General features: G+C 71.8%; 9 protein-coding genes. 7 read left to right on the top strand and 2 right to left on the bottom strand.

Annotation, left to right across the window (positions count from 1 at the left end):
* Positions 1 to 61: 61 nt before the first annotated feature.
* Positions 62 to 820 (bottom strand): hypothetical protein, encoded by a 759-nt coding sequence (locus AB0H86_RS00125; protein ID WP_362430969.1) that lies wholly within the window; start codon positions 818 to 820, stop codon positions 62 to 64.
* 117 nt (positions 821 to 937) lie between these two features.
* Here AB0H86_RS00125 and ggt point away from each other — a divergent pair, with 117 nt between their 5' ends.
* On the top strand, positions 938 to 2,737 hold the full coding sequence (gene ggt, locus AB0H86_RS00120) for a gamma-glutamyltransferase (protein WP_362430966.1): 1,800 nt from the start codon (positions 938 to 940) through the stop codon (positions 2,735 to 2,737).
* A gap of 33 nt (positions 2,738 to 2,770) precedes the next feature.
* Here the strand turns inward: ggt and AB0H86_RS00115 are convergent, their stop codons facing one another.
* The gene (locus AB0H86_RS00115) at positions 2,771 to 5,314 is read right to left on the bottom strand and encodes an ATP-dependent Clp protease ATP-binding subunit (protein ID WP_362430963.1); all 2,544 of its coding nucleotides are present in this window, start codon (positions 5,312 to 5,314) and stop codon (positions 2,771 to 2,773) included.
* Positions 5,315 to 5,845: 531 nt separating this feature from the next.
* On the opposite strand from AB0H86_RS00115, the gene AB0H86_RS00110 reads away from it, so the two are divergent.
* From AB0H86_RS00110 to hydA, 6 genes are all read left to right on the top strand, one after another.
* Positions 5,846 to 7,837: a hypothetical protein gene (locus tag AB0H86_RS00110; RefSeq protein ID WP_362430961.1), complete on the top strand. Its 1,992-nt coding sequence runs from the start codon at positions 5,846 to 5,848 to the stop codon at positions 7,835 to 7,837.
* A gap of 190 nt (positions 7,838 to 8,027) precedes the next feature.
* A complete protein-coding gene (locus AB0H86_RS00105) occupies positions 8,028 to 8,870 on the top strand; it encodes a nitrilase-related carbon-nitrogen hydrolase (protein WP_362430958.1) in 843 nt (280 codons plus the stop codon).
* Complete coding sequence (locus AB0H86_RS00100; RefSeq protein ID WP_362430955.1) at positions 8,867 to 10,153, top strand: aspartate aminotransferase family protein; 1,287 nt, start codon at positions 8,867 to 8,869, stop codon at positions 10,151 to 10,153. Before AB0H86_RS00105 ends, AB0H86_RS00100 begins: the two co-directional genes overlap by 4 nt.
* Before the next feature lie 38 nt (positions 10,154 to 10,191).
* Positions 10,192 to 11,760, top strand: coding sequence for a PucR family transcriptional regulator (locus AB0H86_RS00095; protein WP_362430952.1), 1,569 nt, complete (start codon positions 10,192 to 10,194; stop codon positions 11,758 to 11,760).
* A 368-nt stretch (positions 11,761 to 12,128) separates the two neighbouring features.
* Positions 12,129 to 12,971, top strand: a complete 843-nt coding sequence (locus tag AB0H86_RS00090) for a nitrilase-related carbon-nitrogen hydrolase (RefSeq protein WP_362430950.1) — start codon at positions 12,129 to 12,131, stop codon at positions 12,969 to 12,971.
* A 99-nt stretch (positions 12,972 to 13,070) separates the two neighbouring features.
* Positions 13,071 to 14,474: a dihydropyrimidinase gene (gene hydA / locus AB0H86_RS00085; protein ID WP_362430947.1), complete on the top strand. Its 1,404-nt coding sequence runs from the start codon at positions 13,071 to 13,073 to the stop codon at positions 14,472 to 14,474.
* Position 14,475 lies beyond the last annotated feature (1 nt).

Below are 14,475 nucleotides of genomic sequence, written 5' to 3'. Positions count from 1 at the left end.
TACTGGAGGTAACCCGTCGGTAAGTTACGCGGGAGTAACGATTGTTGGAATGTGTTGCGTCCTAGGAGGCCCGGTGGGTGTTGCGCGGAGCCGCGGGGGTCGGCAGAGGTGCCTGTGCCGACCGCGTCACGTCCGCGACCAGTTCGACCACATCGGGGCCGTACGCCTGTGAGTTGACGACCTTCAGAAGCAGTACGAAGGAGTTGTGGCCGTGCTTGCGGGCCAGCCGCTCGTGATTGAGGGCGAGATAGCGGGTCGCGGCCTGGTTGGTGATCGCGCGCTGGCCGCAGAACAGGAAGACGGGCCGGGCCCGGCCCGGTTCTCCGGCCGTGAGCCGGGCCAGCAGCACGTACTCGGTCACGCCGGTCTCTATGCGGTAGCGCTCACTGCCTATCTGGAAGGCGAGTCGGTCCGGGCCCGGGTCCGGGTCGGTGTTCACGCGCACCCCGGGCAGCATGGCGTGCATATGGGCCGCCATACGCCGATTCGACCCCGGGCCGCCCACGCAGAACTCCGTCCGCTCACCGAAGCCCTGCCGGGCCGCGTCCTGGGTGATCACCTCGGTGTGCGCGCCGCAGTCCTTGATGAGCGCGGAGAGTTCCAGGAGCGCGAACACGTCGAAGCGGTGCACCGCGAGGTCCGGGCTGCCCGCGTCACGGTTGACGACCAGCAGGGACTCGGAGTTGTCGGGCAGCCCGAAGAAGGCCTGCTTACGGCGGAGCTTCCGCTTCCACAGGTAGGTCCGGGCCAGCCAGCCGAGCGTGGCACTGATACCGGCGGCCACCACGCCCAGGACGATGTTGCGCACGTCGTCATTCATGGGCGCGCATGCTAGCGGGCGAACGCAAACCCGTGTTCGAGACCGGTCGACGCGCCTTCCTGACGGGGGCATGGCGATCGCATAGGCTGCGCGGACGGTCTCTTGCTGGAGGTTCGGATGCGTCGCCCTGTCGCACGGAAACTGTCGGTGCTGGCGGTCTCGGCCGCCGTGGTGTCGGTGGGGGCGGCGGCTCCGCCCGCCGCACCCGACGCCCCTGTCGGGAAAGTCCCCGTGGCCGTCGGCTACGGCGGTGCCGTCTCGAGCGTCGACGCGGACGCCTCGGCCGCCGGCATCGAGGTGCTGAGGAAGGGCGGCAACGCCGTCGACGCGGCCGTCGCCACCGCCGCCGCGCTCGGTGTCACCGAGCCCTACTCCTCCGGTGTCGGCGGAGGCGGCTACTTCGTCTACTACGACGCCAAGTCCCGTACGGTGCGTACGATCGACGGACGTGAGACGGCACCGCTCACCGCCGACTCCGACCTCTTCCTGGAGAACGGCAAGCCGCTCGCCTTCGCGGACGCCGTCAGCAGCGGCCTGAGCGTCGGCACGCCGGGCACGCCCGCCACCTGGCAGACGGCACTCGACAAGTGGGGCAGCAGAAAGCTCGGGACGGTGCTCAAGCCCGCCGAGCGGATCGCCCGTGAAGGCTTCGTCGTGGACGACACCTTCCGCTCGCAGACCGCCTCCAACGAGACCCGGTTCCGCTACTTCCCGGACACCGCGAAGCTGTTCCTGCCCGGTGGGCGGCTCCCGGTCGTCGGCTCGACCTTCAAGAACCCCGATCTCGCCCGCACCTACGCCGAGTTGGGCAGGAAGGGCGTCGGCGCGATCTACCACGGCGACCTCGGCGACGAGATCGTGGACACCGTGAACAACCCGCCGGTGGACCCGGGTTCGGGGTGGAACGCACGCCCCGGAGACCTCTCGGAGAAGGACCTCGCCGCCTACCGCGCCAAGCTCCAGGCGCCCACCAGGACCTCGTACCGCGGTCTCGGCGTCTACTCCATCGCGCCCTCCTCCTCGGGCGGCACGACGGTCGGTGAGGCCCTCAACATCCTGGAGAACACGGACCTTTCGAAGGCGAGCGAGGTCCAGTACCTGCACCACTTCATCGAGGCCAGCCGGATCGCGTTCGCGGACCGGGGGCGCTGGGTCGGCGACCCCGCCTTCGAGGACGTACCGACGAAGGAGCTGCTGTCGCAGCGCTACGCCGACTCGCGGGCCTGCCTCATCAAGGACGACGCCGTGCTCACCAGCCCGGTGGCACCCGGCGACCCGCGCCACCCTGCGGCCTGCGGGGCCGGGGGCACGACGGCGCCGACGACGTACGAGGGCGAGAACACGACCCATCTGACGGTGGCCGACAAGTGGGGGAACGTCGTCTCCTACACCCTCACCATCGAGCAGACCGGCGGCAGCGCGATCACAGTCCCGGGGCGCGGGTTCATCCTCAACAACGAGCTGACGGACTTCTCCTTCGCCCCGGCCAACCCGGCCGTCCACGACCCGAACCTGCCGGGTCCGGGCAAGCGGCCGCGGTCGTCGATCTCACCGACCATCGTGCTGGACCCGCACAACAAGCCGGTAGTGGCGCTGGGTTCGCCCGGCGGCGCGACCATCATCACCACCGTGCTGCAGACGCTGACCGAGTTCCTCGACCGGGGGCTCCCGCTCGTGGACGCGATCGCCACGCCGCGCGCCAGCCAGCGCAACGCGGCCCAGACCGAGCTCGAACCCGGGCTCTACGGCAGCGAGGTGCAGAAGCAACTCGAAGCCATCGGGCACTCCTTCAAGCTGAACCCCGAGATCGGCGCGGCGACGGGCGTGCAGCGACTGCCGAACGGGAAATGGCTGGCCGCCGCCGAGACGGTACGGCGGGGCGGCGGCTCGGCGATGGTGGTGCGCCCGGCGAAGTAGGCGGGAGCGGGGGCGCGTCCGGCGAGGTGGCCGTCACAACTCGGGGGCGGGCGGCAGGTCTTCCGTACGGAAGGCGAGCCGCCCGTCCGCCACGTCCACCGTCACCGTGCCGCCCTCGGCGACCCGGCCGTCGAGCAGCAACCGGGAGAGCTGGTTCTCCACCTCCCGCTGGATGGTGCGGCGCAGCGGCCGGGCGCCGTACTCGGGCTGGTAGCCGCGCTCGGCGAGCCAGTCGACGGCGGAGTCCGTGAAGTCGACCGCGACGCCCTGCGCGTGCAGCAGTCGACGGGTCTTCACCAGCAACAGGTTGGTGATCTCCCGCAGTTGGCCGGCGGTGAGCTGACGGAAGACGACGATCTCGTCGACGCGGTTGAGGAACTCGGGCCGGAAGTGCTCCCGCAGCGGGCGCAGGATCTGCTCGCGCCGCGCCTCCTCGTCCGCCTCCGCGCCGCCGGGTCCGAAGCCGATGCCGGCGCCGCGCCGGGTGATCGCCTCGGAGCCGAGGTTGCTGGTCATCACGATGACCGTGTTGGTGAAGTCGACCGTGCGGCCCTGGGAGTCGGTCAGCCGTCCGTCGTCGAGGACCTGGAGCAGGATGTTGAAGACGTCCGGGTGCGCCTTCTCCACCTCGTCGAGGAGAAGCAGCGAGTACGGATGCCTGCGCACGGCCTCGGTGAGCTGGCCGGCCTCCTCGTGGCCGACGTACCCGGGCGGGGCGCCGACCAGGCGGCTGACGGTGTGCCGCTCCTGGTACTCGCTCATGTCCAGGCGGACCATCCGTTCCTCGCTGCTGAACAGGGCCTCGGCGAGCGTCCGCGCCAGCTCGGTCTTGCCGACACCGGTCGGGCCGAGGAAGAGGAAGCTGCCGATCGGGCGGTCGGGGCTGGCGAGCCCGGCGCGGGAGCGCAGGACGGCGTCGGCGACCACGCGGACCGCTTCGTCCTGGCCGACGACCCGCTCGTGCAGGTGCTGCTCCAGGCCGAGCAGGCGGTCCTTCTCCTCCTCGGTGAGGCTGCTGACCGGGATGCCGGTCTGCCGCGACACGACTTCGGCGACGGCCTCGGTCGTGACCTTCAGGTCCATCCCCTCGTCGGCCTCGGTGTCGCCGTCGGCCTCGCCGATCCGCTGCTTCAACTCGCCGATCCGGTCGCGCAGTTGCGTGGCCTGCTCGTACTGCTCGTCCGCGACCGCCTGGTCCTTGTCCCGGGTGAGCTGTTCGACCTCGCGCTCCATGGCCCGTACGTCCGTGCCCTTGGTCCGTGCCCGCAGCCGTACCCGGGCGCCGGCCTGGTCGATCAGGTCGATCGCCTTGTCCGGCAGGCGGCGGTCGGTGAGATACCGGTCGGACAGCTCGACGGCGGCCACCAGGGCCTCGTCGGTGTAGCGGATCTGGTGGTGGGCCTCGTAGCGGTCGCGCAGGCCGCGCAGGATCTCGATGGCGTCCGCGGCGGTGGGCTCGGGCACCAGGATCGGCTGGAAGCGGCGGGCCAGCGCCGCGTCCTTCTCGATCCGGCGGAACTCCTCCAGCGTGGTCGCGCCCACGATGTGCAGCTCGCCGCGGGCCAGGGCGGGCTTGAGGATGTTGCCGGCGTCCATGGAGCCGCCCTCGCCGCCGCCTCCGGCGCCGACGACGGTGTGCAGTTCGTCGATGAAGACGATCAACTCGTCGGAGTGGGCGCGGATCTCGCCCACGATGGTGGTCAACCGCTCCTCGAAGTCCCCGCGATAGCGGGTGCCCGCGACCACTCCGGTCAGGTCCAGGGCGAACACCCGCCGTCCTGTGAGCACGTCGGGCACATCGCCGTCGATGATCTTCTGGGCGAGTCCCTCCACGATCGCGGTCTTGCCGACACCGGCGTCGCCGATGAGCACCGGGTTGTTCTTGCCGCGCCGGGACAGCACCTCGATGGTCTGCTCGATCTCCTCCTCCCGGCCGATCACCGGGTCGATGCCGCCCTGCCGGGCCAGGTCGGTGAGATCGCGGCCGTACTTGTCCAGCGTGGGCGTGCCGGTGGAGCGGGGCCGCTCGCCGCGGGTACGCCCTCCGTCCGGGGCCGGCTCGGGCGGCAGTCCGGAGGTCGCGAAGTGGGCCGAGTTGAGGATGTGTCCGGCCGCCGAGTCCGGGTTCGAGGCGAGGGCGCTGAGCACGTGCTCGGGGCCGATATAGCCGGCGCCGCGCGCCCGCGCCAGGTCGTGCGCGTCCAGCAGGGCGCGCTTGGCGGCCGGGGTCAGGGACAGCGAGGTCGGCGGCGGGACCTCGCCCGGCGGGTGCTGGGCCGGGCCGGACCGCTCGTCGATCTCCGTGGCGAGCGAGTCGGGATCCGCGCCGGCCCGGCTCAGCAGCGTCCGGGTCGGCTCGGCGGACAGCGCGGCCCGCAGCAGGTGCTGGGTGTCCAGGTCCCGGCTGCCGTGCTCGGCGGCGTACTGGGCGGCGCCCCGCACCAGCTCACGGGCGGGCTGACTGAGCAGCCGCCCGATGTCGACCTGGCGCGGACCGGGGTGCGGCCCGCCGAAGAAGCGGGCGAGGAATTCTCCGAAGGGGTCGTAGCCTTCTGAGCCGGTGAAGCCGCTGGTCATGGCGTTCCCATCCGGCGTCCCGACGGGGGTGCCTCCCGGTTCGGGCGAAGCCCGACAACTGGGGCAGGGCCCGGGACGCCCTCGCTGATCGACGTGCCGGAGTCGGGTAACCCGAGTGGCAGCCGGTTACACCCCCTGGGCGCGCGTTCGTAGAACACCCTCGCACGATCGAGGGGAGGGGGCACCTCCGGAGGCCCTCGGGGCGGCCGCCCGAGGGCTTCCCGCAGACAGCGCCGAACAGCGCCGAACAGCGCCGAACAGCACCGGGCGGGGAGTGGCAGGGCGGGGCGGCCGACCGGGCCGGGCGCTCGGTCTGTCCGTGGACGATCCGGCGGTGCGGTGCGTGCCGGCGGATGCGTGAGAGGTGCCGGTTCGAGGTCTCGGGGTGCGGGTCCCGGGCCGCCGCCGCCCCGCGGTCGGTATCCCGCGATCAGGGTCCTGCGCGGTGCCGGAAAACTTCCCGTAGCGCGCCCGTAACACGGCTGGTGTTGCCTACGAAGCGGAGTGCTCCGGTCGGGCGGGAGTTGGGCGATGGTTGTGGATCAACTCCCCAGACAAGTACGGGAGTTCGCGAACCACTTGGACGGTCTGCTGGCGCGCCTCGACCAGGGCGGCGGCTGGTGCGGGGTGTTCTGGCAACGGGACCCCGACGGTATGCAGGCCTGCCTCGACGGACGTGAGATGCCGCCGTGGGACGTCGTGGAGGCACTGCTCCAGGACCTCGCGGTGATGTACGGCCCTCAAATCGCCGCCGCGGAGACGGCACGGGCCCGTGCCCTGCACGCCGCCGCGGTCGTCGCGTACGACGCCCGTTCCGGTGGCCGTGACGCCCTCGGTGACCGCTTCGACGTCATGCTCCGTGAGCAGCGGTACGCCACCGAGCGGAAGGCGGAGCTGGGCCGGTCGCTGGCCTCCGCCCCCACCCAGGAACAGGCCGACGCCCTCCGCGTCGACCTCGCCTGGGCCCACGACGACCACGAACGCGCCACCCGCCGCTGCGCCGAACTCCGGTCCCGCATGGAGCAACTGGACCGACGCGTCACCGGCGAGCAGGCCCAGGCGATCCGACGCGGGGCCCCCGGGGGCGACGGCGCCGCGTTCGGTGCGCGGCCCGAATTCCGCGCGGACGCCCAGGAGCGGTCGGACGGGCGCGACGCGTACGGCGGACGGCCGGGCGGATACGGCCCGGACGGGCGTCGCCTGGACGCGAGCGGCTCGGGCGGCCGTGGCGTGGCCGGTCACGGCTCGGACGGGCGCGACACGGACCGAGCTGGTGCAGGCGGGCCCGGCGAGGGTCGGTACGGCTCGGACGGGCACGACATGGGGCAGCGCGACACGGACGGGCACGACATGGGGCAGCGCGACACGGACGGGCACGACACGGACCGGTACGACACGAACGCGTTCGGCTCGGGTCCGCACGGCCCCGGCAACACCGGCGCCGGGGCGCGGTGGGAGGAGCGTGCCTCGTACGGTGGGCGGCCCGCGCGCGGTGAGCCGTCCGGCGCGGGTGGCTCGCAGGGGGGCGGGTTCCCGAGCATGCCGGCGCAGCGCGACCGGGACGCCCGTGGTGAGGGCCGGCCGGAGCCCGGCGGTACCGTCCGTCCCGTGTCCGGTGGCCACGGTGCCGAGCCCACCGCGAGCCCCGCGTACGGCCCCCGCTTCGGCGCGCAGGCGCCCGCCGTCCCGCGCGACCAGGCGTACGAGCAGCAGCGCCCGGCGCCCACCGAGGCCCTTGCCGGTCGGCCGCCGGCGCCCGCGGAACCCCCTGCCGGGCAGCAGCCCTCGCCCAAGCAGCGCAAGCGTCGTCGGGGCGGTGCCCGGTTCGCCGGGATGGTCGAGGAGGAGGCCGCCCCCGTCGTCGTACCGCCGACCGCCGTACCGGATCTCCCCGCCACGCCCGTCGGGAGCGGCCACACCCCGCGAGGGGCCCGGTTCGCCGGGGCCGCGCGGGTGGACACCCGCCCGGAGCCGCAGGTCGAGCCGCTGGACGCGGTGGGCGGGCGGGAGACGGCACAGGCCGTGGAGCGGCTGGTGCGGCTGCGCGGGGAGGGGCGCAGCGGCGAGGCGCACGCCCTGCTCGCCGAGATCGCCGGCTGGCCGGCCGCCCGCTACCCGCTGCTCGCCGTCGAGATGCAGCGGGCCGGCCTGGGCGCCGACTGGGCGACCCTGCTGTGGGAGGCGGCCTCGCTGCCCGCGGGACGGCTGGTCGCGGCCGCCGACGCGCTGGTCGCGGCAGGTCGCGGCGCCGACGGGGAACAGATCCTGCGGCAGGGCGTGTCCCGGCCCGCCGGCGAGATCGGGCAGGCGGTACTCGCACTGGCCGCCGAGGACCGTCACCGGGAGGTCCGCGCACTGCTCGACGCCTACGTCCGCGTCCGCGCCCCGGAGGAGGCCGCCCGCAGTGCCGAACCGGACCCGCACACCCTCGTGCCGCTGCTGCTGGAGGCCGCCCGGGGCGTCTCGGACCAGTGCCACTGGGACCTGGTGCACGCACTCCGGGTGGCAGGATTCACCGCCTGACGCGCCCCTGACACCCGCGGAGGCTCCACTCACCGGCCGAGCGGCTCACCCACAGGGGTGCGAAACGTGATCGACTCCGCGGGTTGACGACAATGGTCTTGGCAAGGCCCTTCAGGAGGCTTACGTTCGTCCCTCTACGGCCTGCGTCTACGGGCGTAGAAGCTCTGACGTCCCGTCGAAGGAGCAGCTCATGGCGAACGTCGTACGTGCCGCCCTGGTCCAGGCCACCTGGACCGGCGACACCGAGTCCATGGTGGCGAAACACGAGGAGCACGCCCGCGAGGCGGCCCGCCGGGGTGCCAAGGTCATCGGCTTCCAGGAGGTCTTCAACGCCCCCTACTTCTGTCAGGTCCAGGAGCCGGAGCACTACCGCTGGGCCGAGCCGGTGCCCGACGGGCCGACCACGCGTCGTATGCGGGAGCTCGCCCGCGAGACCGGCATGGTGATCGTCGTCCCGGTCTTCGAGGTCGAGCAGTCGGGCTTCTACTACAACACCGCGGCCGTGATCGACGCCGACGGCACCTTCCTCGGCAAGTACCGCAAGCACCACATCCCGCAGGTCAAGGGATTCTGGGAGAAGTACTACTTCAGGCCGGGCAACGTCGGCTGGCCGGTCTTCGACACCGCCGTCGGCAAGGTCGGCGTCTACATCTGCTACGACCGCCACTTCCCGGAGGGCTGGCGGCAACTCGGCCTGAACGGCGCCCAGTTGGTCTACAATCCGTCGGCCACCCACCGCGGGCTGTCCTCCCACCTGTGGCGACTGGAGCAGCCCGCCGCCGCGGTCGCCAACGAGTACTTCATCGCCGCGATCAACCGGGTGGGCGTCGAGGAGTACGGGGACAACGACTTCTACGGGACGAGTTACTTCGTCGACCCACGCGGACAGTTCGTGGGGGAGGCCGCCAGCGACAAGGACGAGGAACTCGTCGTCCGCGACCTCGACTTCGACGTCATCGAAGAGGTACGCCGGCAGTGGGCGTTCTACCGCGACCGCCGGCCCGACGCATACGAGGGGCTGGTGCGGCCATGACCAGGGATCTGATGGGTCGTCATCGGAGCGTCCTGCCCGACTGGCTCGCCCTGTACTACGAGGACCCGCTGGAGATCACCCACGGCGAGGGCCGCCACGTCTGGGACGCCGAGGGCAACAGGTATCTCGACTTCTTCGGCGGCATCCTGACGACGATGACCGCGCACGCCCTGCCCGAGGTCGCCAAGGCGGTGACCGAGCAGGCCGGGCGGATCATCCACTCCTCCACGCTCTACCTCAACCGGCCGATGGTCGAACTGGCGGAGCGCATCGCCCAGTTGAGCGGCATCCCGAACGCGCGCGTCTTCTTCACCACCTCCGGCACCGAGGCCAACGACACGGCCCTGATGCTGGCGACGACATACCGCCGCAGCAACACGATCCTGGCGATGCGCAACAGCTACCACGGCCGCTCCTTCAGCGCGGTCGGCATCACCGGCAACCGCGGCTGGTCCCCGACCTCGCTCTCCCCCCTCCAGACGCTGTACGTCCACGGCGGCGTCCGCACCCGCGGCCCGTACGCGGATCTCGGTGACGACGACTTCATCGCGGCCTGCGTGGACGACCTCAAGGACCTGCTCGGCCACACCCGCCCGCCCGCCGCCCTGATCGCCGAGCCTGTCCAGGGCGTCGGCGGCTTCACCTCACCCCCGGACGGTCTGTACGCGGCCTTCCGCGAGGTGCTGCACGAGCACGGCATCCTGTGGATCGCCGACGAGGTGCAGACCGGCTGGGGCCGCACCGGCGACCACTTCTGGGGCTGGCAGGCGCACGCCGGGAACGGTCCGCCCGACATCCTCACCTTCGCCAAGGGCATCGGCAACGGCATGTCCATCGGCGGGGTGGTGGCCCGCGCCGAGGTCATGAACTGCCTGGACGCCAACAGCATCTCCACGTTCGGCGGCACCCAGATCACCATGGCGGCCGGTCTCGCCAACCTCACGTACCTGCTGGAACACGACCTCCAGGGCAACGCCCGGCGGGTCGGCGGGCTGCTCATCGAGCGGTTGCGGGCGGTCGGGGCGCAGACCCCGGGCGTCCGGGAGGTGCGGGGGCGCGGGCTGATGCTCGGCATCGAGCTGGTGAAACCCGGCACCGACGAGGCCGACCCCGACGCGGCGGCCGCCGTGCTCGAAGCCGCCCGCGCGGGCGGGCTGCTCATCGGCAAGGGCGGCGGGCACAACACCAGCGCGCTGCGGGTGGCCCCGCCGCTGTCCCTGACCGTGGCCGAGGCCGAGGAGGGCGCCGCGATCCTCGAAGACGCTCTGAGGAGCATCCACTAGCAGCATCCCGGCAAGGCCCGAACAAGGGAAGCACCGCCATGACCATCACCTGGGAGCCCTCGGAGTCCCTGGAGCCGGCTCTGTCGGTCCGGCAGGTCCTCACGCTGGAACGGGTCCTCGCCGGGGAGCCCGAGGTGGTGGCCGGCGCGAGCCAGCTGGACCGGGCCGTGCGCTGGGTGCACGTCGCCGAGGCCGCCGATGTCGGGGTGATGCTCAGCGGCGGCGAGATGGTGCTCACCACCGGGGTGCTGCTCGCCGGTGACGAGGGCGCCCAGGCCGAGTACGTACAGTCCCTGCACCGCGCGGAGGCCGCCGCCGTCGTGCTGGGACTGGGCCGGGCGTTCCCGTCCGCCCCGGACGTGATGCGCAGGGCGGCCGAGCGGTGCGGACTGCCGATGGTAGTTCTGCACCGGCCCTTCCCCTTCGCCGAGTTGACCGAGGAGGTCCAAGCGCGCCTGGTACGACGGAAGTTCGCGGCCGTCAGCATGTCCGAGGCCGTACGGACCGCGCTCACCGGACTCATCACCGCGGGCGCACCCCTGCAACGCCTGCTGGACGAGGTCGCCCAGCACAGCGGCTGCCCCCTCGTCGTCACCAACCTCGCCCACCGCGTCCTCGCCACCGCGGGGGAGCGGCCGGCGGTCGCCGACGTGCTGCGTGACTGGGAGCGCATCGCCCGGCAGGCCGGCGGCACCGAGGGCGACGGCTGGATCCGCGCCGAGCTCGGCGGGCGCGGGGAACGCTGGGGCAGGATCGTGCTGTGCGGCTACCGCGGCGACAGCGGCACCGGGCGGCTGCTCGCCGACCGCGCCGCCGAGGCCCTCGTCCTGCACCGCATGCTCGGCGGCACCTCCGCGCACACCTGGGAGGAACAGTCCGCGCAGAGCCTGCTGACCGACCTGGTCAGCGGGGTCGTACCGGCGCGGCAGCTGCTGCCCCGGGCCCGCGCGGCCGGACTGCCGGTCAACCGGCGCACCTTCGTCCCGCTGGTGGTCCGGGACGGTGATCCGGCGCGACTCGACCGGGTGCTACGGCTGTTGGGGCTGTCCGGGATTGTCGCCGAACTCGCCGACGGCGTCACCGCGGTGCTGCTGAGCCTGGCCCGGGACCAGGACGCCTCGGTGCTCACGGCGAATCTCGCGGCCCGGGTGCGTTCGGAGTCGGGCGGGACGGTGATCGCCGCCGCCGACGCGCGCACCGTCTGGGACGAGGTCCCCGCCGGCCTGCGCGAGGCACAGCACGTCGCCGACGCCGTGGCGGACTCCTCGGCGGTCCTGGACCTTCCCCCGGTGGTGCGCCTCAAGGACGTCCATCTGCGGGGCCTGATCCGGCTGTTGCGCGACGACCCGCAGGTGCAGTCGTTCGCGGAGCGGGAGCTGGACGGGCTGCTGTGCGCGGCGGGGGAGGACCTGCTCGCCGTGCTGCGCACGTACCTCGCCACCGGCCGCAACAAGTCCCGCACCGCCCAGCTCCACCACGTCTCCCGCCCCGCCCTGTACCGCCGGCTGGAGGCGATACAGGCGCGGCTGGGCGTGGACCTCGACGACTTCGAGCAGGCCGCCTCGGTGCATATCGCGCTCCTCGCGCACGACGCGCAACAGGGCTGACAGCAGTGTCGGCAGGGCGCTGCGAAACAGCGGAGAAACACCGGACCACCTGGGAGAACGGCGGTGAAACATGGGCTCGCGACAGGGTGACACCGTGGCACGCCGCACGCCCACAGACGTGACACCGTGCAACTCAAACCGCCTCCGCGGCCTTCCTAAGCTCCTGGGACGGGCGTCGGAAGTTCCGTCTGCCCCACGACGCCCGGCACGCACTCTCACCGCACCGCGCACAAGCCCGAGTACATCCGGTACGAGGGCTTGCGCGCGGCACGCCGAGAGCACGCACCGGACGCCGCAGGGCCCGCCCTTCGGGCGGACGACGGCACTTCCGACGCCCGCCCCAGCACACCGAGTGACCGGAGGTCCCGATGAGCACAGTGATCCGTGCCGCCCTCTTCCAGACCACCTGGACCGGCGACAAGGAGTCGATGATCCAGGTGCACGAGCAGGCGGCCCGCGACGCTGCCGCACAGGGTGCCCAAGTCCTGTGCTTCCAGGAGCTGTTCTACGGACCGTACTTCTGCCAGGTCCAGGACAAGGCGTTCTACGAGTACGCCGAGCAGGTGCCCGAGGGCCCGATCGTCCGGCGCTTCCAGGCGCTGGCCGAGGAGTTGGGCCTGGTCCTCGTCCTGCCGGTGTACGAGGAGGAGCAGCCCGGCGTCCTGTACAACACGGCCGCGGTGATCGACGCCGACGGCTCGTACCTCGGCAAGTACCGCAAGCACCACATCCCGCAGGTGCCCGGCTTCTGGGAGAAGTTCTACTTCCGCCCGGGCAACCTCGGGTGGCCGGTCTTCGACACCAAGGTCGGCAGGATCGGCGTGTACATCTGCTACGACCGGCACTTCCCGGAGGGCTGGCGGGCCCTGGGCCTGGCGGGCGCCGAGATCGTCTTCAACCCGTCGGCGACCTCGCGCGGCCTGTCCGGCTACCTCTGGCAGTTGGAGCAGCCGGCGGCGGCCGTCGCCAACGAGTACTTCGTCGGCGCGATCAACCGGGTGGGTGTCGAGGAGCTGGGCGACAACGACTTCTACGGAACGACGTACTTCGTCGACCCGGAGGCCCAGTTCGTCGGCGAGGTGGCGAGCGACAAGGAGACCGAACTCGTCGTCCGCGACCTCGACCTGGCCAAACTGCGCGAGGTCCGCGACCGCTGGCAGTTCTTCCGCGACCGCCGCCCGGACGCGTACGGCCCGCTGACGGCACCGTAACGAACCGAGGGCCAGTACCCGCGCCCCAAAGGGGCGCGGGGAACTGCGCGACCAGCCACAGACGACCCGCACCCGACCACAACCCAGCGGAGTCAACCCATGACCAGCCGTACAGTCATCCGCGGCGGCCTCGTCATCACCGCGTCCGACGAGATCCACGCCGACGTCCTGATCGAGGACAGCCGCATCGCAGCCCTCGCCGCCGCAGGCACTTCCGCCGCGGAGGCCTGGGAGGCCGAGCGCACCATCGACGCCACCGGGAAGTACGTCATCCCGGGCGGCGTCGACGCCCACACCCACATGGAGCTGCCGTTCGGCGGCACCTTCGCCTCCGACACCTTCGAGACCGGCACCCGGGCCGCCGCCTGGGGCGGTACGACGACGATCGTCGACTTCGCCGTGCAGAGCGTCGGCCACACCCTGCGCGAGGGCCTGGACGCCTGGCACGCCAAGGCCGAGGGCAACTGCGCGATCGACTACGGCTTCCACATGATCGTCTCCGATGTGAACCAGGAGACGCTCAAGGAGATGGACCTGCTGGTCGAGGAGGGCGTCACCTCCTTCAAGCAGTTCATGGCCTACCCGGGCGTCTTCTACAGCGACGACGGCCAGATCCTGCGCGCCATGCAGCGCTCCGCCGACAACGGCGGCCTGATCATGATGCACGCGGAGAACGGCATCGCGATCGACGTGCTGGTGGAGCAGGCGCTGGCCCGCGGCGAGACCGATCCCCGCTACCACGGGGAGGTGCGGAAGGCGTTGCTGGAGGCGGAGGCCACCCATCGCGCCATCAAGCTCGCCCAGGTCGCCGGGGCCCCGCTCTACGTCGTGCATGTCTCGGCGACGGAGGCGGTCGCCGAGCTGGCCCGGGCGCGGGACGAGGGGCTGAACGTCTTCGGCGAGACCTGCCCGCAGTACCTGTTCCTGTCGACGGACAACCTCGCGGAACCCGACTTCGAGGGCTCGAAGTACGTGTGCAGCACACCTCTTCGCCCCAGGGAGCACCAGGCCGCGCTGTGGCGGGGCCTGCGCACCAACGACCTCCAGGTGGTCTCCACCGACCACTGCCCCTTCTGCTTCGTGGGCCAGAAGGAGCTGGGCCGGGGCGACTTCTCGAAGATCCCCAACGGCCTGCCGGGCGTCGAGAACCGCATGGACCTGCTCCATCAGGCCGTCGTCGACGGACACATCTCGCGCCGCCGCTGGATCGAGATCGCCTGCGCGAGTCCGGCCCGGATGTTCGGGATGTACCCGAAGAAGGGCACCATCGCGCCGGGTGCCGACGCCGACATCGTCATCTACGACCCGCACGCCGAGCAGGTCATGTCCGTCGACACGCACCACATGAACGTCGACTACTCGGCGTACGAGGGCAAGCGCGTCACCGGTCGGGTCGAGACGGTCCTCTCGCGCGGCGAACTCGTCATCACCGAGCGGGAGTACACCGGGCACGCCGGGCACGGCGCGTACACCCCGCGCTCCACCTGTCAGTACCTCAACTAGG

The sequence above is a fragment of the Streptomyces sp. NPDC050997 genome, from assembly GCF_040660135.1.
Lineage (GTDB): Bacteria > Actinomycetota > Actinomycetes > Streptomycetales > Streptomycetaceae > Streptomyces.
The sequence above is the reverse complement of the archived record's forward strand: the minus strand, read 5'-3'. Positions and strand labels throughout refer to the sequence as shown.

What these genes read in the sequence shown, in the direction of transcription:
- AB0H86_RS00125 (WP_362430969.1), bottom strand. Translation starts at nt 820, where the DNA reads ATGAATGACGACGTGCGCAACATCGTCCTGGGCGTGGTGGCCGCCGGT.
- ggt (WP_362430966.1), top strand. Translation starts at nt 938, where the DNA reads ATGCGTCGCCCTGTCGCACGGAAACTGTCGGTGCTGGCGGTCTCGGCC.
- AB0H86_RS00115 (WP_362430963.1), bottom strand. Translation starts at nt 5,314, where the DNA reads ATGACCAGCGGCTTCACCGGCTCAGAAGGCTACGACCCCTTCGGAGAA.
- AB0H86_RS00110 (WP_362430961.1), top strand. Translation starts at nt 5,846, where the DNA reads ATGGTTGTGGATCAACTCCCCAGACAAGTACGGGAGTTCGCGAACCAC.
- AB0H86_RS00105 (WP_362430958.1), top strand. Translation starts at nt 8,028, where the DNA reads ATGGCGAACGTCGTACGTGCCGCCCTGGTCCAGGCCACCTGGACCGGC.
- AB0H86_RS00100 (WP_362430955.1), top strand. Translation starts at nt 8,867, where the DNA reads ATGACCAGGGATCTGATGGGTCGTCATCGGAGCGTCCTGCCCGACTGG.
- AB0H86_RS00095 (WP_362430952.1), top strand. Translation starts at nt 10,192, where the DNA reads ATGACCATCACCTGGGAGCCCTCGGAGTCCCTGGAGCCGGCTCTGTCG.
- AB0H86_RS00090 (WP_362430950.1), top strand. Translation starts at nt 12,129, where the DNA reads ATGAGCACAGTGATCCGTGCCGCCCTCTTCCAGACCACCTGGACCGGC.
- hydA (WP_362430947.1), top strand. Translation starts at nt 13,071, where the DNA reads ATGACCAGCCGTACAGTCATCCGCGGCGGCCTCGTCATCACCGCGTCC.